This window comes from Streptomyces sp. CG4 (assembly GCF_041080655.1).
GTDB lineage: Bacteria > Actinomycetota > Actinomycetes > Streptomycetales > Streptomycetaceae > Streptomyces.
Genome location: NZ_CP163525.1, coordinates 4,295,872 through 4,315,740, shown reverse-complemented (window position 1 = coordinate 4,315,740; position 19,869 = coordinate 4,295,872). Strand labels below are relative to the sequence as shown.

At 71.7% G+C, this 19,869-nt stretch carries 18 protein-coding genes and 1 pseudogene; 15 read left to right on the top strand and 4 right to left on the bottom strand.

What is annotated here, in order from left to right:
* Positions 1-12: 12 nt before the first annotated feature.
* Positions 13-1,164, top strand: coding sequence for an NADH-quinone oxidoreductase subunit D (locus tag AB5L52_RS19640; protein WP_369365290.1), 1,152 nt, complete (start codon positions 13-15; stop codon positions 1,162-1,164).
* A gap of 46 nt (positions 1,165-1,210) precedes the next feature.
* On the opposite strand, the gene AB5L52_RS19635 is transcribed toward AB5L52_RS19640, so the two are convergent.
* Positions 1,211-2,239 carry an SAM-dependent methyltransferase gene (locus AB5L52_RS19635; protein ID WP_369368935.1) on the bottom strand — a complete coding sequence of 343 codons (1,029 nt, stop codon included), beginning with the start codon at positions 2,237-2,239 and terminating at the stop codon, positions 1,211-1,213.
* 259 nt (positions 2,240-2,498) lie between these two features.
* Between AB5L52_RS19635 and AB5L52_RS19630 the strand changes: the two genes are divergently transcribed.
* Both AB5L52_RS19630 and AB5L52_RS19625 read left to right on the top strand, forming a co-directional pair.
* Positions 2,499-3,704, top strand: coding sequence for a sensor histidine kinase (locus AB5L52_RS19630; RefSeq protein ID WP_351031685.1), 1,206 nt, complete (start codon positions 2,499-2,501; stop codon positions 3,702-3,704).
* Between the two features lie 79 nt (positions 3,705-3,783).
* On the top strand, positions 3,784-4,455 hold the full coding sequence (locus AB5L52_RS19625) for a response regulator (protein WP_369365287.1): 672 nt from the start codon (positions 3,784-3,786) through the stop codon (positions 4,453-4,455).
* A 198-nt stretch (positions 4,456-4,653) separates the two neighbouring features.
* On the opposite strand, the gene AB5L52_RS19620 is transcribed toward AB5L52_RS19625, so the two are convergent.
* A complete protein-coding gene (locus AB5L52_RS19620) occupies positions 4,654-5,799 on the bottom strand; it encodes a DUF5937 family protein (protein WP_351031679.1) in 1,146 nt (381 codons plus the stop codon).
* Positions 5,800-6,019: 220 nt separating this feature from the next.
* Here AB5L52_RS19620 and AB5L52_RS19615 point away from each other — a divergent pair, with 220 nt between their 5' ends.
* Positions 6,020-6,226, top strand: coding sequence for a hypothetical protein (locus tag AB5L52_RS19615; RefSeq protein WP_351031676.1), 207 nt, complete (start codon positions 6,020-6,022; stop codon positions 6,224-6,226).
* A 118-nt stretch (positions 6,227-6,344) separates the two neighbouring features.
* On the opposite strand, the gene AB5L52_RS19610 is transcribed toward AB5L52_RS19615, so the two are convergent.
* The gene (locus AB5L52_RS19610; protein WP_369365286.1) at positions 6,345-7,502 is read right to left on the bottom strand and encodes a low specificity L-threonine aldolase; all 1,158 of its coding nucleotides are present in this window, start codon (positions 7,500-7,502) and stop codon (positions 6,345-6,347) included.
* A 194-nt stretch (positions 7,503-7,696) separates the two neighbouring features.
* On the opposite strand from AB5L52_RS19610, the gene AB5L52_RS19605 reads away from it, so the two are divergent.
* The 10 genes from AB5L52_RS19605 (at position 7,697) to AB5L52_RS19560 (ending at position 16,084) form a co-directional block, all read left to right on the top strand.
* On the top strand, positions 7,697-8,644 hold the full coding sequence (locus AB5L52_RS19605) for a DUF2520 domain-containing protein (protein WP_351031672.1): 948 nt from the start codon (positions 7,697-7,699) through the stop codon (positions 8,642-8,644).
* Positions 8,641-9,633, top strand: coding sequence for a pantoate--beta-alanine ligase (gene panC / locus AB5L52_RS19600; protein ID WP_369365284.1), 993 nt, complete (start codon positions 8,641-8,643; stop codon positions 9,631-9,633). Before AB5L52_RS19605 ends, panC begins: the two co-directional genes overlap by 4 nt.
* A complete protein-coding gene (locus AB5L52_RS19595) occupies positions 9,630-11,339 on the top strand; it encodes an L-aspartate oxidase (RefSeq protein WP_369365282.1) in 1,710 nt (569 codons plus the stop codon). Before panC ends, AB5L52_RS19595 begins: the two co-directional genes overlap by 4 nt.
* 29 nt (positions 11,340-11,368) lie before the next feature.
* A complete protein-coding gene (nadC, locus tag AB5L52_RS19590; protein WP_351031663.1) occupies positions 11,369-12,346 on the top strand; it encodes a carboxylating nicotinate-nucleotide diphosphorylase in 978 nt (325 codons plus the stop codon).
* Between the two features lie 5 nt (positions 12,347-12,351).
* Positions 12,352-13,149, top strand: a complete 798-nt coding sequence (locus AB5L52_RS19585; RefSeq protein ID WP_153540962.1) for a type III pantothenate kinase — start codon at positions 12,352-12,354, stop codon at positions 13,147-13,149.
* Between the two features lie 209 nt (positions 13,150-13,358).
* Positions 13,359-14,009, top strand: a complete 651-nt coding sequence (locus AB5L52_RS19580) for a hypothetical protein (protein WP_351577541.1) — start codon at positions 13,359-13,361, stop codon at positions 14,007-14,009.
* A gap of 111 nt (positions 14,010-14,120) precedes the next feature.
* On the top strand, positions 14,121-14,300 hold the full coding sequence (locus AB5L52_RS19575) for a hypothetical protein (RefSeq protein ID WP_351031660.1): 180 nt from the start codon (positions 14,121-14,123) through the stop codon (positions 14,298-14,300).
* Between the two features lie 234 nt (positions 14,301-14,534).
* A complete protein-coding gene (locus tag AB5L52_RS19570) occupies positions 14,535-14,990 on the top strand; it encodes a BlaI/MecI/CopY family transcriptional regulator (RefSeq protein WP_351577476.1) in 456 nt (151 codons plus the stop codon).
* Between the two features lie 9 nt (positions 14,991-14,999).
* A complete protein-coding gene (locus AB5L52_RS19565; RefSeq protein WP_351031655.1) occupies positions 15,000-15,533 on the top strand; it encodes an amino-acid N-acetyltransferase in 534 nt (177 codons plus the stop codon).
* A 215-nt stretch (positions 15,534-15,748) separates the two neighbouring features.
* A complete protein-coding gene (locus AB5L52_RS19560) occupies positions 15,749-16,084 on the top strand; it encodes an Lsr2 family protein (RefSeq protein WP_351031652.1) in 336 nt (111 codons plus the stop codon).
* Here AB5L52_RS19560 and AB5L52_RS19555 read toward each other — a convergent pair.
* A pseudogene (locus tag AB5L52_RS19555) lies at positions 16,063-16,632 on the bottom strand (SCO3374 family protein); the annotation flags it as partial. The gene AB5L52_RS19560 and the pseudogene AB5L52_RS19555 sit on opposite strands and share 22 nt — an antisense overlap.
* Positions 16,633-17,287: 655 nt before the next feature.
* Here AB5L52_RS19555 and AB5L52_RS19550 point away from each other — a divergent pair.
* The gene (locus AB5L52_RS19550; protein WP_351031651.1) at positions 17,288-19,813 is read left to right on the top strand and encodes an ATP-dependent Clp protease ATP-binding subunit; all 2,526 of its coding nucleotides are present in this window, start codon (positions 17,288-17,290) and stop codon (positions 19,811-19,813) included.
* Positions 19,814-19,869 lie beyond the last annotated feature (56 nt).

Here is a 19,869-nt window from a genome sequence, read left to right as displayed (position 1 = left end):
GAGACTGGGGCCATGACTCCTACGACGGAGACCACGGTCGGGATCGGCGGTGCCGCGGAGAGCACCGACATGGTGCTCAACATCGGGCCCCAGCACCCGTCCACGCACGGCGTGCTGCGGCTCAGGCTCGTGCTGGACGGGGAGCGCATCGTGCACGCGGAGCCGGTGATCGGCTACATGCACCGCGGCGCCGAGAAGCTCTTCGAGGCCCGCGACTACCGGCAGATCATCGTGCTCGCCAACCGCCACGACTGGCTGTCGGCGTTCTCGAACGAGCTGGGCGTGGTCCTCGCCGTGGAGCGGATGCTCGGCATGGAGGTGCCCGAGCGGGCGGTGTGGACGCGCACGCTGCTCGCCGAGCTGAACCGCGTCCTGAACCACCTGATGTTCCTCGGCTCCTACCCGCTGGAGCTGGGCGGCATCACCCCGGTGTTCTACGCGTTCCGCGAGCGCGAAGTGCTCCAGAACGTCATGGAGGAAGTCTCCGGCGGCCGTATGCACTACATGTTCAACCGCATCGGCGGCCTCAAGGAGGACCTGCCGGCCGGCTGGACCGCACGCGCGCGTGCCGCCGTCGCCGCCGTGCGCTCACGCATGGACGTCTTCGACGACCTGGTGCTCGGCAACGAGATCTTCCGGGGGCGTACGCGCGCGGTGGGCGTGCTGGCCCCGGAGACCGTGCACGCCTACGGCGTGAGCGGGCCCATCGCGCGCGCCTCGGGCGTCGACTTCGACCTGCGTCGTGACGAGCCGTACCTGGCGTACGGCGATCTCCAGGACACCCTGGAGGTCGTCACCCGGGGCGAGGGCGACTGCCTCGCCCGCTTCGAGGTGCTCCTGGGGCAGGCCCACAACGCGCTCGACCTCGCCGACGCCTGTCTGGACCGGCTCGCCGAGCTGCCGCCCGGGCCGATCAACCAGCGGCTGCCGAAGGTGCTGAAGGCCCCCGAGGGGCACACGTACGCGTGGACCGAGAACCCGCTCGGCATCAACGGCTACTACCTGGTCAGCAAGGGCGAGAAGACGCCGTACCGGCTGAAGCTGCGCTCGGCCTCGTACAACAACATCCAGGTGCTGACCGAACTGCTGCCGGGGACGCTGGTGGCGGACATGGTGGCGATCCTGGGTTCGATGTTCTTCGTGGTGGGCGACATCGACAAATAGGCAGGTCCGGGATGTCGTTTAGGCCAGTCCCGGGATGCCGCTCGGCTCAGGCGAGCGGGTCCGGAATTCCAACCGGCTGGACCAGCCAGCCGAAGTCGCCGAGACCGCCCGGGGCGGTGAGTTCGGCAGCTTCCCCGGCGCTCGCGAGGGCGCGCACGTAGGCGGAAGGGTCTGTGGAGGCCAGCGTGAGCGGGGGGCGTGCGCCGGTGATGTCCAAGGCGCGCAGAGCGGCGCGTTGCGTGAGGAGGCGCGCGGAGGGTGTCGTGTGCGCTGTGCCGAGGAGCTTCTGTGCCGTGTCGGAGGGCGTGCGCGCCGCGTCCTGAGGCGTGCACGAGCGCGTGTGTGCCGTGGAGGCCGCCGCGCACGCGTCCAGCGCGACGTGCGCCGTGATGTCGCACGACCCGTCCGGCACGGGCGCCGTCTCGCGCCCCTCCCGGAAGCCGGTGAGCGTCCCGAACGGGGGGCGCGCGTCGACGGTGTGCGCGTAGTCCACGGCCACCGCGAGCCCCCGCACCACCCGGTCCACCGCCGACGCCCACGCCAGGTCCCGGGGCAGCCCGATCTCCGCGCGCAGCCCCTCCTCGGCGGGCAGCGGCCACCACCGGGCGAGCCAGTCCGCCGCCGCTCCGGTCACCGGCTCCCCGAGCCGCTCGGTGCCGTCGTCGGCGACGAGCACCAGCCGGGGCACGCCCGCGGGATCGACCTCGGCGACGTCCACGGGCACGTTGTCCAGCCACTCGTTGGCGAACAGCAGCCCCGTGACGGCGGCCGGGGGAGTGTTCCGCCAGATGATGCGTTCGTCCAGTACGGCAGGGCGGTCGGCGAGTTCGACGGCGTACGCGCGCGTGCGGGCGGCCACGTCGGCCGGCAGGGCGGCCAGCACCCCGGTGACCAGCTCGCCGCGCCCCGCGCCCATGTCGACGAAGTCCAGCGCCGAGGGCCGCCCCAGCGCCTCGTCGACCCGGCACAGCAGCCGGGCCACGGCCTGCGCGAACAGCGGGGAGGCGTGCACGGACGTACGGAAGTGGCCGGCCGGGCCCTCCGGGCGGCGGTAGAAGCCGCCGGGCCCGTACAGCGCCGCCTCGGTCGCCGCACGCCAGCCGCGCCGCTCCGTTCCGTCGCGCCGGCCGGGCCGGTCGCGGGCCTCGTCCCGGTCGTGAGCGTCGTGCCCGTCGCCGGCGGGCCGTTCCGCTTCCGGTGCCGTCTCATCCGTCACCGGAACAGACTAGGCGCACAGATGATCACTCCCTCCACCTTGCGGAGTACGCGTGCCGGGTGGGGATCGGCCCTCCGGTTGACCCCTGCACGCATCTCGTTTCCCTACTCTGGGTTACGTGCAGCGCCTTTATGACTTCCTCCGCCGCCACCCGACCTGGGTCGACTCCTTCTGGGCCGTCACCCTGCTCGGGCTGTCCGGCCTGAGCGTGGTCAATCTGAACGGGGCGCCGGGGCACCACGGATCGATCGCCGCGGCGATGACCGTGTCCTTGGTCCTGGGCGTCGTCGTCGCGCTGCGCCGCCGTCATCCGGAGGCGATGCTGCTGGCCGCCTGCGCGACCGGGCTGGCCCAGCTGGTCCTGGACGTGGGGACGACCCTCGCCGACTTCGCGATGCTGGTGATCACGTACACCGTCGCGGCGATCGGTGCCCGCTGGGCCTCGCGGCTCGCCCTCGCCGTCAGCCTCGTCGCGGCGACCCTCGCACAGATCCGCTGGCCGGCGCCGGAGTCCGGTTTCGCCGGGCACATCGCCATAGCGGTCTTCCAGACAGTGCCCTTCGCGCTCGCCTGGGTGCTCGGTGACTCCATGCGCACCCGGCGCGCCTACTTCGCCCAGCTGGAGGAGCGCGCGGCCCGCCTGGAGAAGGAGCGCGAGGCGCAGTCGAAGGTCGCGGTGGCCGCCGAGCGGGCCCGGATCGCGCGCGAGCTGCACGACGTCGTCGCGCACAACGTGTCGGTGATGGTGGTGCAGGCCGACGGCGCCGCCTACGTCCTCGACGCCGCCCCCGACCAGGCCAAGAAGGCCCTGGAGACGATCTCCTCCACCGGCCGTCAGGCCCTCGCCGAGATGCGCCGCCTGCTGGGCGTGCTGCGCACCGGCGAGCACCAGGAGGGCGGGGAGTACGTCCCGCAGCCCGACGTCGAGCAGATCGACGACCTCATCGAGAAGTGCCGCAGCTCCGGCCTCCCGGTCGACTTCAAGGTCGAGGGCACCCCGCGCCCGCTGCCCAGCGGCGTGGAGCTGACCGCGTACCGGATCGTGCAGGAGGCGCTCACCAACACCCGCAAGCACGGCGGGCCCAACGCGGGCGCGAGCGTGCGGCTGGTCTACTTCGACGACGGGCTCGGCCTGCTCATCGAGGACGACGGCAAGGGCGCCCCGCACGAGCTGTACGAGGAGGGCGGCGCGGACGGCCAGGGGCATGGCCTGATCGGAATGCGCGAGCGGGTCGGTATGGTCGGCGGCACCCTGGACGCGGGCCCGCGTCCAGGCGGAGGATTCCGCATCAGCGCCCTGCTCCCGCTCAAACCGGCGCACTGACGCAGCCGTACGCCCCCTGTTGACACCTGTCAGACCCCCACTACGAAGCACCACCGCCCGTTCCGACGAAAGAGGCCCGATGACGATCCGCGTGATGCTCGTCGACGACCAGGTGCTGCTGCGCACCGGGTTCCGGATGGTGCTCGCCGCCCAGCCGGACATGGAGGTCGTCGCGGAGGCGGGCGATGGCGTCGAGGCCCTGCAGGTGCTGCGGTCCACGCCCGTCGACGTCGTCCTGATGGACGTCCGTATGCCGAAACTGGACGGTGTGGAGACCACCCGGCGGATCTGTGCCGAGCCCGACCCGCCCAAGGTGCTGATCCTGACCACGTTCGACCTGGACGAGTACGCCTTCTCGGGGCTGAAGGCGGGCGCCTCCGGCTTCATGCTCAAGGACGTACCGCCCGGTGACCTGCTGGCCGCGATCCGCTCGGTGCACAGCGGCGACGCGGTCGTGGCGCCCTCCACCACCCGGCGCCTGCTGGACCGCTTCGCGCCGATGCTGCCCTCCGCCGGCAAGGAGCCGCAGCACAAGGAGCTGGGGCGGCTCACCGACCGGGAGCGCGAGGTGATGGTGCTGGTCGCGCAGGGCCTGTCCAACGGCGAGATCGCGGCCCGGCTGGTGCTGAGCGAGGCGACGGTGAAGACCCACGTGGGCCGCATCCTGACCAAGCTCGGTCTGCGCGACCGGGTCCAGGTGGTGGTGCTGGCCTACGAGACGGGCCTGGTGCGCGCGGGCGGGCACGGCTGAGACCGGTCACGCCGAGGAGTCGCGCAGGCCCTCGCGGCCAGGGCTGACCCCGGCGCCTCCGAGCCGTCAGTGCAGCCCCCGCCACGACAGCCCCGCCACGACAGCCGAAGCCCGCTGGGGCGGGGTGCCGGTGCACCCCGGCCGCCACCGCCACTGCAGCGTCGCGCTGCGGCCTGCCCTGTCGCGCTGCGGCGTACGTCAGCGCAGGACGCCCTCGATGAAGTCGCTGCCCAGCCGGGCCACCGCTGTCAGGTCCAGCTCGTGCTGGACGTACCGGCCGCGGCGGCAGTGGGTGATCAGGCCCGCCTTCTTCAGCACCGCCAGGTGCCGGGATATCTCGGGCGCCGACATGCCGTGCGCGTCGGCCAGTTCGCTCGTGGTGTGCGGAGCTCGCGCCAGGTTCCGGCACAGGCGCATCCGCACCGGGTGGGCCAGTGCCTCCATGCGGCGGGTGAGCTGCTCCACGGACGGGGCCTGCGGGCGGGAGCCGCTCGCGGGATAGGAGATCGACGGCTGCCAGCCGTGTCTGCGCAGGACCAGGACGTGCGGCCAGCCGAGGCTGGTCGGCACCAGGACCAGGCCGCCGTCGCCCGTGGCGGCCCGGCCCACCGTCAGCTTGTCGATCGTGATGAGCGCGGCTTCCTCGTCCAGCGAGACGGCCCCGGAGAGGGACGCGAGGGCTTCCCCGAGGCCCTTGCGGCGGAGCAGTTCGGTCTTGTGCCGGGCGTCGGCGACGAGCTGGGGCTGGAGCCGGGCCCAGGTGCCGGCGAAGAAGGCCTCGTCGCAGTCGAGCATCAGCTGCCGGAACCACGCGCGGACGACCGGCGGGTCCTCCAGCAGCCGGCGCGTGAACCGTTCCTGTACGGCACCGCGGGCGGCGGCCAGTTCCAGGGCACGGCAGCGCAGCTCCGGGTCGGTCAGGGGGCTGCCGGGATCCTGGACGTCGTAGCGCAGCTGGCAGGTGAACTCCAGTGCGGCGGTGACGAACTGATCGTCCGTCAGCTTGTCCAGCTGGTCCAGTTCCTCGGCGAGCGTGGCGCCGGGGAGCGCGTGGCCGCCGGGGAGGGCCGCGAACGGGGAGAAGACGTCCGAGAACGTCGTACGCCACAGGAAGTCCGCCTCGCACAGCCGGTCGGCCAGGCAGGGGTCCAGGCGGGACGAGACGGCGGCCACCCAGCCCTGGAGGCCGGGGTGGTGGCCGGGGTCGCTGAGGGCGTGCAGGGCCATCCCCAGTTCCTTCAGCGGAGAAGGCACGAAGGCGACTCTCGCCCACCGCTCGGCTTCACCCGAGCCGGGGGTACCCCCGTCGATGGCGAGTCCGGTGATGTCGATGGTCACGCTCATGCCCTCCATCGTGCACCCGGCCACTGACAGCGGCGCCGTGGATTGACGGCAGTCGTCAATCCACGGGACAGCCGCCCTGGCCAGGGGCAGTCTGGAGGCACCGGGGCAGCCGCGGAGCCCGAACGGTCACCGAGCGGTCGGTGAACATGTCCATGTGCCGAGAGTCCCGAGACCTTCCGAGTGCCGAGAGTCCCGAGATCTTCCGAGAAGGCGATCCGCCATGAGCATCACCCAGCAGTACCTCCTCGACAGCTACCGCGCCCGTGTACTCGGCGAACCGGAGCCGCCCGCGCCCGGCCGGCACGACGTCGACGCGGTCCGCGAAGTGCGCGACCACCGGCGCTTCCAAGCGGTGATCGCCGAGCGCCCGGCGCGGGGGCGCGTGCGCTACGCCCTGCGCCGGTGGCTGCACCCGCGCGCGCTGTGATCACCCGGCGCGCTGCGACCACCTCGTGAGTCCTGCGATCACGCCACGCGTCCCGTGATCACGCCACGCGTCCCGTGATCACGCCACGCGTCCCGTGATCACGCCACGCGTCCCGTGATCACGGCGCGGGCAGCCGCTCCACGAAGTCCGCTACGGCCGCCCGTACGTCGTCCGCCGTCCACTCCAGGCCCGCCGCGCCGACCGTGACCTCCGTGAACGCCAGGTCCGGTCCGCCGCGGTCCCAGCCGCGTGCGAACAGGCCCACCGAGGTCTCCTCCGCCTGTCGTATCGCGGCCTCGGCCGGCACGTCCGGGTCGTACGGCAGCCACACCCGGAACTGGTGGGTGTGCGGCACCTCCGGGTGGACGCGTGCCCAGGGCAGCCCGGCCGCGGCGAAACCCTCGCGCAGCGCGGCGGCCACCACGCGCGCGTGCCGCACGTACTCCGGCAGCCGGGGCAGCTCCGTCTCCAGCCCGGCAAGCGCCGACAGCACCGTCGGGAACTGCTGGAAGACCATCCCGCCGTACCGGTGCTGCCAGGTCCTCGCCTCCTCGATCAGGGTCTTCGGACCGGCCAGCGCGGCGCCGCCGAAACCGCCGAGGGACTTGTAGAACGACACGTAGACGGTGTCGGCGAGGCCGGCGATCTCCTCCAGGGGGCGGCCGAAGTGCACGGTGGTCTCCCACAGGCGCGCGCCGTCGAAGTGCACCACCGCGTCGCGCTCCCGCGCCGCCTCCACGACCTCGGTCAGCTCCTCCCACGTGGGCAGCAGATAACCGGCGTCCCGGAGCGGCAGTTCCAGCATGAGCGCGCCGAAGGGCTCGTCGAAGTCGCGTATCTCCGCGGCCGTGGGCAGCCGGGGCTCGCTTGTCACCTGTACCGGGCGCAGGCCGCTGACCTGGCTGAACGCATTCCGTTCATGAACTTCGGGGTGGGCGAGGGGGTGCAGCGCGACCGTGGGGTTGCCGGTGCGGGCCGCCCAGCAGCGCAGCGCCACCTGCTGGGCCATCGTGCCGGTCGGGAAGAAGGCGGCGGCCTCCGTTCCGAGCAGGCCGGCGACCCGTTCCTCCAGGGCGGTGACGATCCGGCCGCCGTACATGTCCGCCTGCTTGTCCAGGTCGTAGACCTGCGGAGCCGTTTGCGTCAGCAGGTCCAGCCGGTCCCGGATCGTGGCCTCGAAGCCGGGGCGCCACAGCACGCGGCGCGCCGCTTTGAGAGCGGCCAGGCGTCGCTCGTACCTCGCTCGTTTCTCGTCCTGTTCCGCCGTATCGCTCATGCGCGCGATCATGCCCTGCCCGGCTTGCCGGGGCACCGGGGTTTCCGCGCGGCGGTGCGACGGCGTGGCGGTGCGGCGGCGTGGTGAAACCCACAGCCTGTGGACGACCGATCCACGCCGGACCGAGATAGCGTTAACATGACGAGAAATCGTCCGGTACCCAGAGCGGACTGGAACGGGAAGGCCGCCGTCGCGTGAGTACAGTCCACCAGCCAGACCTCAAGGACCGCCCCGCGCGGCTCACCGTCGGCGTCGTCGGCGCCGGCCGCGTGGGCCCCGCGCTCGCCGCGTCCCTCCAGCTCGCCGGCCACCGCCCGGTGGCCGTCTCCGGAGTCTCCGACGCCTCCCGCAGGCGCGCCGAGACCATGCTCCCGGACGTGCCGTTGGTGCCGCCCGCCGAGGTCCTGGCCCGCGCCGACCTGGTGCTGCTCACCGTCCCCGACGACGTCCTGCCCGGCCTGGTCGACGGCCTCGCCGAGACCGGCGCGGTGCGGCCGGGACAGCTGCTCGTGCACACCTCCGGCCGCTACGGCGCGGGGGTCCTCGACCCGGCCACGCGCGCGGGCGCGCTGCCGCTGGCGCTGCACCCGGCGATGACCTTCACCGGTACCCCCGTGGACGTCCAGCGCCTCGCCGGCTGCTCCTTCGGCGTCACGGCGCCCGAGGAACTGCGCCTCGCCGCCGAGGCCCTCGTGATCGAGATGGGCGGCGAACCGGAGTGGATCAGCGAGCAGAACCGCCCGCTCTACCACGCGGCCCTCGCGCTCGGCGCCAACCACCTCGTGACCCTGGTCGCCCAGTCCATGGAGCTGCTGCGCGCGGCAGGCGTGGAGGCGCCCGACCGGATGCTCGGCCCGCTCCTCGGCGCCGCCCTGGACAACGCGCTGCGCTCGGGCGACGCGGCGCTCACCGGGCCCGTCGCGCGTGGGGACGCCGGCACGGTCGCCGCGCACATCACCGAGCTGCGCAAGCACGCCCCGCAGACCGTCGCGGGCTACGTCGCGATGGCCCGCGCGACCGCCGACCGGGCGCTCGCGCACGGCCTGCTGAAGCCCGAACTCGCCGAGGACCTGCTCGGCGTGCTGGCCGACGGGACCGGCGGCACGAGAGGCACTCACGGCACCGAGGGGAACGACCGATGACCACCGCCCTGCTGAGTACCGCCGAAGAGCTGCACGCGCGTGTGCGCAGCGGCCGCCGCGCCGTCGTGATGACCATGGGCGCCCTGCACGAGGGCCACGCCACCCTGATCCGCTCCGCGCGCGAGATCGCCGGCCCGGCCGGCGAGGTCGTCGTCACCGTCTTCGTCAACCCCCTGCAGTTCGGCGCGGGCGAGGACCTGGACCGCTATCCGCGCACCCTCGAAGCCGACCTGAAGATCGCCGAACAGGCCGGTGCGGACGCGGTGTTCGCGCCCTCCGTGGACGAGGTCTACCCCGGCGGCGAGCCGCAGGTCCGCATCACCGCGGGTCCCATGGGCGAGCGCCTGGAGGGCGGCTCACGGCCCGGGCACTTCGACGGCATGCTCACCGTGGTCGCCAAGCTGCTGCATCTCACCCGCCCCGACGTGGCCCTGTTCGGGCAGAAGGACGCCCAGCAGCTGGCCCTGATCCGGCGCATGGTGCGGGACCTGAACTTCGGCGTCGAGATCATCGCCGTACCCACCGTGCGCGAGGCGGACGGGCTCGCCCTGTCCAGCCGCAACCGCTATCTCTCGCCGGAGGAGCGGCTGACCGCGCTCGCGCTGTCCCGCGCGCTGTTCGCCGGCCGCGACCGGCACGCCGCGCAGGAGGCGTTGCGCGCGCGTGCCCGCGAAGTGCCCTCCACGCACGCGCGTGCCGAGGCGCTGAGCGCCCTCGGGGAGTCCCGTGCGGCCGCTGACGCGCACGCGGTCGCCACGGCGTCCCCCGGCGGCCCGGCGGCCGTCCGCGCGGCCGCCCGCCAGGTGCTGGACGAGGCCGCCCGCTTCGCCCCGCCGCTGGAACTCGACTACCTCGCCCTCGTCGACCCGTCCGACTTCACCGAGATCGGCGACGGCTTCACCGGCGAGGCCGTCCTCGCCGTCGCCGCGCGGGTCGGCACGACCCGGTTGATCGACAACCTTCCTCTCACCTTCGGAGCCGCCTCGTGACCAGCACAGGCACCAGCACAGGCATACGACTGCACGCGCCCGCCCCCGGCTGGGCCATCTCCGCCGACGTGGTCGTCGTCGGCTCCGGAGTGGCCGGCCTGACCGCGGCCCTGCGCTGCGAGGCCGCGGGCCTGACGACCGTCGTCGTCACCAAGGCCCGCCTCGACGACGGCTCCACGCGCTGGGCGCAGGGCGGCATCGCCGCCGCGATCGGCGACGGCGACACGCCTGAACAGCACCTTGAGGACACGCTGGTGGCCGGCGCGGGCCTGTGCGACGAGGAGGCCGTGCGGATCCTCGTCACCGAGGGCCCCGACGCCGTACGGCGGCTGATCTCCACCGGCGCGCACTTCGACACCGACGACGAGGGCGACATCCACCTCACCCGCGAGGGCGGCCACCACCGGCGCCGGATCGCGCACGCGGGCGGTGACGCGACCGGCGCGGAGGTCTCCCGGGCGCTCGTGGAGGCCGTACGCGCGCGTGGGCTGCACACCATCGAGAACGCGCTCGTGCTGGACCTGCTGACCGACGCCGAGGGCCGTACGGCCGGTGTCACGCTGCACGTGATGGGCGAGGGCCAGCACGACGGCGTGGGCGCTGTGCACGCCCCCGCGGTGGTCCTCGCGACCGGCGGCATGGGCCAGGTGTTCTCCGCGACCACCAACCCGTCCGTGTCGACCGGCGACGGCGTGGCGCTGGCGCTGCGCGCGGGCGCCGAGATCTCCGACCTGGAGTTCGTGCAGTTCCACCCGACCGTGCTGTTCCTCGGCGCGGACGCCGAGGGCCAGCAGCCGCTGGTCTCCGAGGCGGTGCGCGGCGAGGGCGCCCACCTGGTCGACGCCGACGGCGTGCGCTTCATGGTCGGGCAGCACGAGCTGGCCGAGCTGGCGCCGCGGGACATCGTCGCCAAGGGCATCCTGCGGCGGATGCTGGAGCAGGGCGCCGAGCACATGTTCCTCGACGCCCGGCACTTCGGCGCCGGCATGTGGGAGCACCGCTTCCCGACGATCCTGGCCGCGTGCCGCGCCAACGGCATCGACCCGGTCACCGAGCCCATCCCGATCGCTCCGGCCGCCCACTACGCCTCCGGAGGCGTCCGCACCGACGCCCGGGGCCGTACGACCGTGCCCGGCCTGTACGCGTGCGGCGAGGTCGCCTGCACCGGTGTGCACGGCGCCAACCGGCTCGCCTCCAACTCCCTCCTCGAAGGCCTCGTCTACGCCGAGCGGATCGCCGACGACATCGCCGCCGCCCGTGCCGAGAACGGCCTCCACGCGCGCGTGCCCGCACCGGTCCCGCACCCCGAGAAGCCCGAGCACCCGCTGCTCGCCCCCGAGACCCGCTTCGCCATCCAGCGGATCATGACCGAGGGCGCCGCCGTGCTGCGCTCGGAGGAGTCCCTCGCCCGGGCCGCCGGACAGCTGCAGCAGCTGCACACGGACGCCCGCGACGCCCTCGCCGAGAACGGCAAGACCGCCGAGCCCGGCGTCGACACCTGGGAGGCCACGAACCTCCTGTGCGTCGCCCGCGTCCTGGTCGCCGCCGCGCGGCTGCGCGAGGAGACCCGCGGCTGCCACTGGCGCGAGGACACCGCCGAGCGCGACGACGCCCACTGGCGGCGCCACATCGTCGTACGGCTCAATCCGGACCGGTCGCTGGCCGTACGCACCACGGACACCGCAGACTTCCCCCCTACCCGGTAACACCCCAGCGTCCAGGAGCAGTGACGAACGTGAGCACCGACGATCTTCCCCTCGCCTCCGCCGGCGGTTGCGGCGACGGCTGCGCCTGCGGCGCCGAGGGTGACGAGGAGTACCTGGAAAGCGGGCTCGACCCCGCGCTCGCCGAGCTGCTGGCCGCCGCCGGGCTCGACCCGATCGAGGTCGAGGACGTGGCCAACGTGGCCATCCAGGAGGACCTGGACGGCGGCGTGGACGTGACGACCGTCGCCACCATTCCCGAGGAGGCGGTGGCCACCGGCGACTTCACCGCGCGCGAGGCCGGCGTCGTGGCGGGCCTCCGGGTCGCCGAGGCCGTGCTCTCCGTGGTCTGCGCGGACGAGTTCGAGGTCGAGCGGCATGTCGAGGACGGCGACCGGATCGAGGCCGGGCAGAAGCTGCTGTCGGTCACCACACGCACGCGTGACCTGCTGACCGCCGAGCGCAGCGCGCTGAACATCCTGTGCCGCCTGTCCGGCATCGCGACCGCCACGCGCGCGTGGGCGGACGCGCTGGAGGGCACGAAGACGAAGGTCCGCGACACCCGCAAGACGACGCCGGGCCTGCGCTCGCTGGAGAAGTTCGCCGTGCGCTGCGGCGGCGGCGTCAACCACCGTATGTCGCTGTCCGACGCGGCCCTGGTGAAGGACAACCACGTGGTCGCCGCCGGCGGCGTCGCACAGGCCTTCAAGGCCGTACGGGAGGCCTTCCCGGACGTGCCGATCGAGGTCGAGGTCGACACCCTGCACCAGCTGCGCGAGGTCGTGGAGGCGGGTGCCGACCTGATCCTGCTGGACAACTTCACGCCCGAGGAGTGCGCGGAGGCGGTCGGGATCGTCCGCGGGCGGGCCCTGCTGGAGGCCTCCGGGCGGCTCACCCTCGACATCGCGCGCATGTATGCCGACACCGGCGTGGACTTCCTGGCGGTCGGCGCGCTCACCCACTCCTCGCCGATCCTGGACATCGGCCTGGACCTGCGCGAGGCGGAGTAACGGCGATGCTCCTCACGATCGACGTCGGCAACACGCACACCGTCCTCGGCCTGTTCGACGGCGAGGACATCGTCGAGCACTGGCGCATCTCCACGGACGCGCGCCGTACGGCGGACGAGCTGGCGGTGCTGCTCCAGGGCCTGATGGGCATGCACCCGCTGCTCGGCGAGGAGCTGGGCGACGGCATCGACGGCATCGCGATCTGCGCGACCGTCCCGTCGGTGCTGCACGAACTGCGCGAGGTCACCCGGCGCTACTACGGCGACGTACCCGCCGTCCTGGTCGAGCCGGGCGTGAAGACGGGCGTGCCGATCCTCACCGACAACCCCAAGGAGGTCGGCGCGGACCGGATCATCAACGCGGTCGCGGCCGTCGAGCTGTACGGCGGCCCGGCGATCGTCGTCGACTTCGGTACGGCGACCACGTTCGACGCGGTCTCCGCGCGCGGGGAGTACGTCGGCGGGGTCATCGCGCCCGGCATCGAGATCTCCGTGGAGGCGCTCGGCGTCAAGGGCGCGCAGCTGCGGAAGATCGAGGTGGCCCGGCCGCGCAGCGTGATCGGCAAGAACACCGTCGAGGCCATGCAGTCGGGCATCGTGTACGGCTTCGCCGGGCAGGTCGACGGGGTCGTCGGCCGGATGGCCCGGGAGCTCGCCGACGATCCCGACGACGTGCGGGTGATCGCCACGGGCGGGCTCGCGCCGATGGTGCTGGGGGAGTCCTCGGTGATCGACGAGCACCAGCCGTGGCTGACGCTGATCGGGCTGCGCCTGGTGTACGAGCGGAACGTGTCGCGGCTGTGAGAGGAACGGCGTGAGGGGGCCTGCGTGAGGGGGCCGGCGCCCGTGCGGGGCGCCGGTGCCGCGGGGGTGTGGACCCGGCCGAGGGGAACGTAGCCCCGGTCGAGGGAAACAGGGAGCGACACGCGGCGAAACAACAGTCCAATTCGTCACTTTTGTCCGATTAGCGGTAGCGTCGCCGCATGCCCACGCCATACGGATCCCGCGGCGGCATGGCGTTCGGCGTGGAGGAGCTGCGTGTGCTCCGCCGCGCCCTCGCCCTCGCCCTTCACTCCGGCCAAGCGTCCACCGACGACGTCCAGGACTGTTTCCGGCTCGCCGAGTCGCTCGACGAGGCGATGCGCGAGGGGGCGAGAATGCGCGCGTTCCTGGTGGCCGACCTCGGCCGGTACCGGGCCGCGCTCCCGGGCGCCGCGGCGGGCTATCTCGCCCTCCTGGAGGAGGCGCTGGGCGCCGGGCACCGGCCGACGCCGGACGATCTCGCGGCGCTGCGTGCGCTGCGCGGGAACCCGGTGGCGGCCGCGCTGCTGGACCGCTGCCGGACGCTGGCCGAGCAGGACGTACGGGCCCGGTTCGCCCAAGGGCCCAGGAGCGCCCCCGCGCCGGCCGTGCCGCCCGCACGGGCCCGCCTGCTGGCCCTTCCGGGCGGCGCGGCCCAGGGTGCCGGGGCGGGGCAGGGCGAGGAGTCGCCGAAGCCCGGGCAGAAACCGGCGCCGAAGCCCGCGCCGACGCCTGCGGAGCGGCCCGCCACGGAGCCGGCGGCGCCGAAGCGGCCCATCCCGACGCCGGGGGAGGTCTTCCCGCGCCGCAAGCCGGTGCCTCCGGCGGATCCGGCCGAAACCCGCCAACTCGCCGCGGGCTGACCGCCCCGGCCCGGCCTTCGGCCGGACGCGATTTCCCGTCGGCGGCTTGCGGGGTGCGGGATATGCGTACCCCGCCCCTTTCGTGTCGGTCGCCGTGGCTACTCTGGGGGCATGGACTACGTCTCCGCGCTCGTGCCTCCGGTCGTGATGGCCGTGTTCTTCATCGGTGTGGTCAGGGTGATCGTGAAGACCCAGGGCGGGGCCGCCAAGGCCAAGGAGGACGCGGCCGTCGACGCCGCCCTCGCGCGCGCGGAGGGTGCGCGCCAGGCCTCCGCAGGCAACGACGCCTGAGGGACGCCTGAGCGACGCCCGGGCGAGGCCAGAGTTCGGCCCGTCGCGCTTCGGCCCGTCGCGCTTCGGTCCGTCGCGCTTCGGTCCGTCACGCTCCGACGGGCCTATCGCCGCCGCTATCCCCATGTGACTTCCCCATACCGCTTCGGGTCGTACGCCCTTTTTGTTCCTATTCATGGAGTTAGTGCACGTCCGGCACGCCATTGTCGGGATCTCCCACTATTGTTCTGAGCTGTGCCTCGCCCATTGGGAGAACTCGAAGACGCGGTCATGACGCGGGTGTGGAAGTGGAACCGCCCGGTGACCGTTCGAGAAGTCCTGGAAGACCTCCAGCAGGAGCGCTCCATCGCGTACACCACCGTGATGACCGTTTTGGACAATCTCCACCAGAAGGGCTGGGTGCGCCGCGAGGCGGAAGGGCGGGCCTATCGATATGAGGCCGTCTCGACGCGAGCCGCGTACGCCGCCGCCCTCATGAACGACGCCTGGTCGCAGAGCGACAACCCCGCCGCCGCTCTCGTCGCCTTCTTCGGGATGATGAGCGAGGAACAGCGCCACGCCCTCAGGGACGCCGTGCGCATCGTCCAGGGGCCGGAAACCCCGGAAGCCCCCGAACCGCGGGAACCGGAAGCCCCCGAACCGCGCGAAGAGGAGAACCCCGGCTCGGCAGAGGGCGCGGACGGGCGATAGCGTCCGCTCATGTCAGCAGAGCGTCCCGAAGTCTCCGCAAAAGCCATCACCGTCCGGCGTGCCCGGACCGGCGATGTCCCGGCCGTACGTCACCTCCTCGACGCCTACGCCCGTGACCGCATCCTGCTCGACAAAGCCACGGTCACGCTTTACGAGGACATCCAGGAGTTCTGGGTCGCGGAACGCGACGACAACGCCGAGGTGGTCGGCTGCGGCGCACTGCACGTCATGTGGGAGGACCTCGCGGAAGTCCGCACTCTCGCGGTGAACCCGGGCCTCAAGGGCGCCGGCGTCGGCCATCGGTTGCTGGAGAAGTTGCTGCAGACCGCGCGCTGGCTCGGCGTTCGCCGGGTTTTCTGCCTGACCTTCGAAGTGGACTTCTTCGGGAAGCACGGCTTCGTGGAGATCGGGGAGACGCCGGTCGACACCGATGTGTACGCGGAGCTCTTGCGTTCCTATGACGAGGGTGTCGCCGAGTTCCTCGGTCTCGAACGAGTGAAACCGAACACCTTGGGCAACAGCCGGATGCTTCTGCATCTGTGATCGTCTTTGCCCAGGTGCCCTATGTCCGAAACGCGCATGTTTCCGGACGGAGACGGCCCGCCGGTCCTCTACCGGTCCTCTCCCAGGGGTTTGTGTTTTTCCGGCAAAAGCGGTTTGCTTTCCGACGTACTGCAGTACTGCATATAACAGGGGCGGCGAAACGGCGGGACGCCACACACCCCTGACCCTCAACGTTATCGATGAAAGGAAATCCGGTGGCACAGAAGGTTCAGGTCCTTCTTGTCGACGACCTCGACGGCGGCGAGGCGGACGAGACCGTGACGTTCGCGCTGGACGGCAAGACGTACGAGATCGATCTCACGACCACCAATGCGGACAAGCTGCGTGGCCTTCTCGAGCCCTATGTGAAGGGCGGCCGTCGCACCGGTGGCCGTGCTTCGGGCGGACGTGGAAAGGCGCGTGCCGCTTCCGGTGGCAGTCAGGACACCGCGGCGATCCGCGCCTGGGCGAAGGAGAACGGCTACGAGGTCAACGACCGCGGCCGTGTTCCCGCGTCCATTCGCGAGGCCTACGAGAAGGCCAACGGCTGAACCCGTCGGCAGGCGGTCGAAAGCCCGGCGCACAGGCGCCGCAGCCGGACCCGGTGACAGTGCGCTGCCACCGTGTCCACCAGGCGTACGAGATCGGGGGCGCTCCCCTCGCGCCCCACGGCCGGCATCGCCGGCAGCGAGGCTTCGACCTCGCCCCCAGGATCAGGGGGTCGCAGCCACACGGCGGCCCCCTGCACCGACCCGGCCCGCACCGGAGCGGCTCCGGGCGGTGCCGGCACGGTCACCCCGGCGGGCGGGACCGGAGCCGCCAGCGCGTGACCCGCGCCCAGGACCCGCAGGTCCAGGGCTACGGCGCTCCACTCCAGCCAGTCCAGCAGCCCCGGCAGCTCCTCCGCGCTGCCCGCGGCCACCAGCAGCTCCATCCGGTCGCCCCTGAGGGCCACCGGGGAGCCCGGCGCGAGATGCCGGAGCGCCTCCGCGCCCGCCTCGGCCGGCACGTCCAGGACGTCGAACCGCACCCCGGTGAGCAACCGCGGCGGCCGTCCGGGCACGGTCGCCCACCCCAGATCGTTCTCGTACCAGTGACGGGCCCGGGCGTCCGGGCAGGCCGTCGGAGCGCAGGGCTCCGGTTCCGGATCGAGGGGCCGGCGAGGAAGGGGGACCGTATGGGCGGCGGGATGGACAGCGGGAAGGACGGCGGGAAGGACGGCGAGCTGATGCCTCGCGGGACCCGTGGGCCCGTGGGCCGTGGGGTCCGGGAGGGCCGTGGAAGTGGAAGTGGAAGTGGAATCCGAGGGGGCCGGGCCAGCCATGCCACGTGCAACCGCCGAAGCGACCGGCAAGTTACGCTGGGTGTCCTGTCGATCGCACAGAGTGTGAAAGTGGGGGGCGCGTGGGGGTGCGGGGAGGCGCAAGGTTGTTCGCCCATAGCGGAGGGAATGGGTGTGCGCCGCATGGAGTGTCCGTCCCAGCGGGTAAGAGATGCCTAGTGGGAGGGGGCGACACGCAGGTCGGGCCGTCTCACGTTCGCCATCGGCGTACTGGCGATGGGGGTAACTGCCTGGCCTGCGGGAACATCGTCTCGCACCATCGGGTTGGAGCAGATGTCGGCGTTCGGGGTCAGGAGGCCAAGGACGGTGTCGGCAGTTGGAATGAGCGGTCCCCGCTTGCGGGACTAAGCTGCGGAAGGACAGGGAGGGGAAGTTCCCCCCACTGCCTGACCGCTCTGAGGAGCGATTAACGATGTTCGAGAGGTTCACCGACCGCGCGCGGCGGGTTGTCGTCCTGGCTCAGGAAGAAGCCCGGATGCTCAACCACAACTACATCGGCACCGAGCACATCCTCCTGGGTCTCATCCACGAGGGTGAAGGTGTCGCCGCTAAGGCCCTGGAGAGCCTCGGCATTTCGCTTGAGGCGGTCCGCCAGCAGGTGGAGGAGATCATCGGCCAGGGCCAGCAGGCCCCGTCCGGGCACATCCCCTTCACTCCCCGTGCCAAGAAGGTCCTGGAGCTGTCGCTCCGTGAGGCTCTTCAGCTGGGCCACAACTACATCGGCACGGAGCACATCCTGCTCGGCCTGATCCGTGAGGGCGAGGGCGTCGCCGCCCAGGTCCTGGTCAAGCTGGGCGCAGATCTCAACCGGGTGCGGCAGCAGGTCATCCAGCTGCTCTCCGGTTACCAGGGCAAGGAGACCGCCACTGCCGGCGGACCGGCCGAGGGCACGCCCTCGACCTCCCTCGTCCTCGACCAGTTCGGCCGGAACCTCACCCAGGCCGCTCGTGAGTCCAAGCTCGACCCGGTCATCGGGCGCGAGAAGGAGATCGAGCGGGTCATGCAGGTGCTGTCCCGCCGTACGAAGAACAACCCGGTCCTGATCGGTGAGCCCGGCGTCGGCAAGACCGCCGTCGTCGAGGGCCTCGCCCAGGCCATCGTCAAGGGCGAGGTGCCCGAGACCCTCAAGGACAAGCACCTCTACACGCTGGACCTCGGCGCCCTGGTCGCCGGCTCCCGCTACCGCGGTGACTTCGAGGAGCGCCTGAAGAAGGTGCTCAAGGAGATCCGCACCCGCGGCGACATCATCCTGTTCATCGACGAGCTGCACACGCTGGTCGGTGCGGGTGCCGCCGAGGGCGCCATCGACGCGGCTTCGATCCTGAAGCCGATGCTGGCCCGCGGTGAGCTGCAGACCATCGGTGCGACCACCCTGGACGAGTACCGCAAGCACCTGGAGAAGGACGCGGCCCTGGAGCGCCGCTTCCAGCCCATCCAGGTCGCCGAGCCGTCCCTGCCGCACACGATCGAGATCCTCAAGGGCCTGCGCGACCGTTACGAGGCCCATCACCGCGTCTCCATCACGGACGAGGCCCTCGTCCAGGCCGCCACCCTGGCCGACCGCTACATCTCGGACCGCTTCCTGCCGGACAAGGCGATCGACCTGATCGACGAGGCCGGTTCCCGGATGCGCATCCGCCGGATGACCGCTCCGCCGGACCTGCGCGAGTTCGACGAGAAGATCGCCGCCGTCCGCCGGGACAAGGAGTCCGCGATCGACTCGCAGGACTTCGAGAAGGCCGCCTCCCTGCGCGACAAGGAGAAGCAGCTCCTGGCCGCCAAGGCCAAGCGGGAGAAGGAGTGGAAGGCCGGCGACATGGACGTCGTCGCCGAGGTCGACGGCGAGCTGATCGCCGAGGTCCTCGCCACGGCCACGGGCATCCCGGTCTTCAAGCTGACCGAGGAGGAGTCCAGCCGCCTGCTCCGCATGGAGGACGAACTCCACAAGCGGGTCATCGGCCAGGTCGACGCCGTCAAGGCGCTGTCGAAGGCGATCCGTCGTACGCGCGCCGGTCTGAAGGACCCGAAGCGTCCGGGCGGTTCGTTCATCTTCGCCGGCCCGTCCGGTGTCGGTAAGACCGAGCTGTCCAAGGCGCTCGCCGAGTTCCTCTTCGGTGACGAGGACGCGCTGATCTCCCTCGACATGTCGGAGTTCAGCGAGAAGCACACGGTGTCGCGGCTCTTCGGTTCCCCGCCCGGATACGTGGGTTACGAAGAGGGCGGGCAGCTGACCGAGAAGGTCCGCCGCAAGCCGTTCTCCGTCGTCCTCTTCGACGAGGTCGAGAAGGCCCACCCGGACATCTTCAACTCGCTGCTGCAGATCCTGGAGGACGGTCGCCTGACCGACTCCCAGGGCCGGGTCGTGGACTTCAAGAACACGGTCATCATCATGACGACCAACCTCGGCACCCGGGACATCTCCAAGGGCTTCAACCTCGGCTTCGCCGCCGCGGGCGACACGAAGACCAACTACGAGCGCATGAAGAACAAGGTGTCGGACGAGCTCAAGCAGCACTTCCGCCCCGAGTTCCTCAACCGCGTCGACGACGTGGTCGTCTTCCCGCAGCTGACGCAGGAGGACATCCTGCGGATCGTCGACCTGATGATCAGCAAGGTGGACGAGCGTCTGAAGGACCGGGACATGGGCATCGAGCTCTCCCAGTCCGCCAAGGAGCTGCTGGCGAAGAAGGGTTACGACCCGGTGCTGGGCGCCCGGCCGCTGCGCCGTACGATCCAGCGCGAGGTCGAGGACACGCTCTCGGAGAAGATCCTCTTCGGCGAGCTGCGCCCCGGTCACATCGTGGTCGTGGACACCGAGGGCGAGGGCGAGGCCCAGACCTTCACCTTCCGCGGCGAGGAGAAGTCGGCACTGCCCGACGTCCCGCCGATCGAGCAGGCCGCGGGTGGGGCTGGTCCCAACCTGAGCAAGGACGCGTAAGCATCCGGCGGATTGGCCGGGTTGAAGGGGCCGGTGCCTTGGGGCGCCGGCCCCTT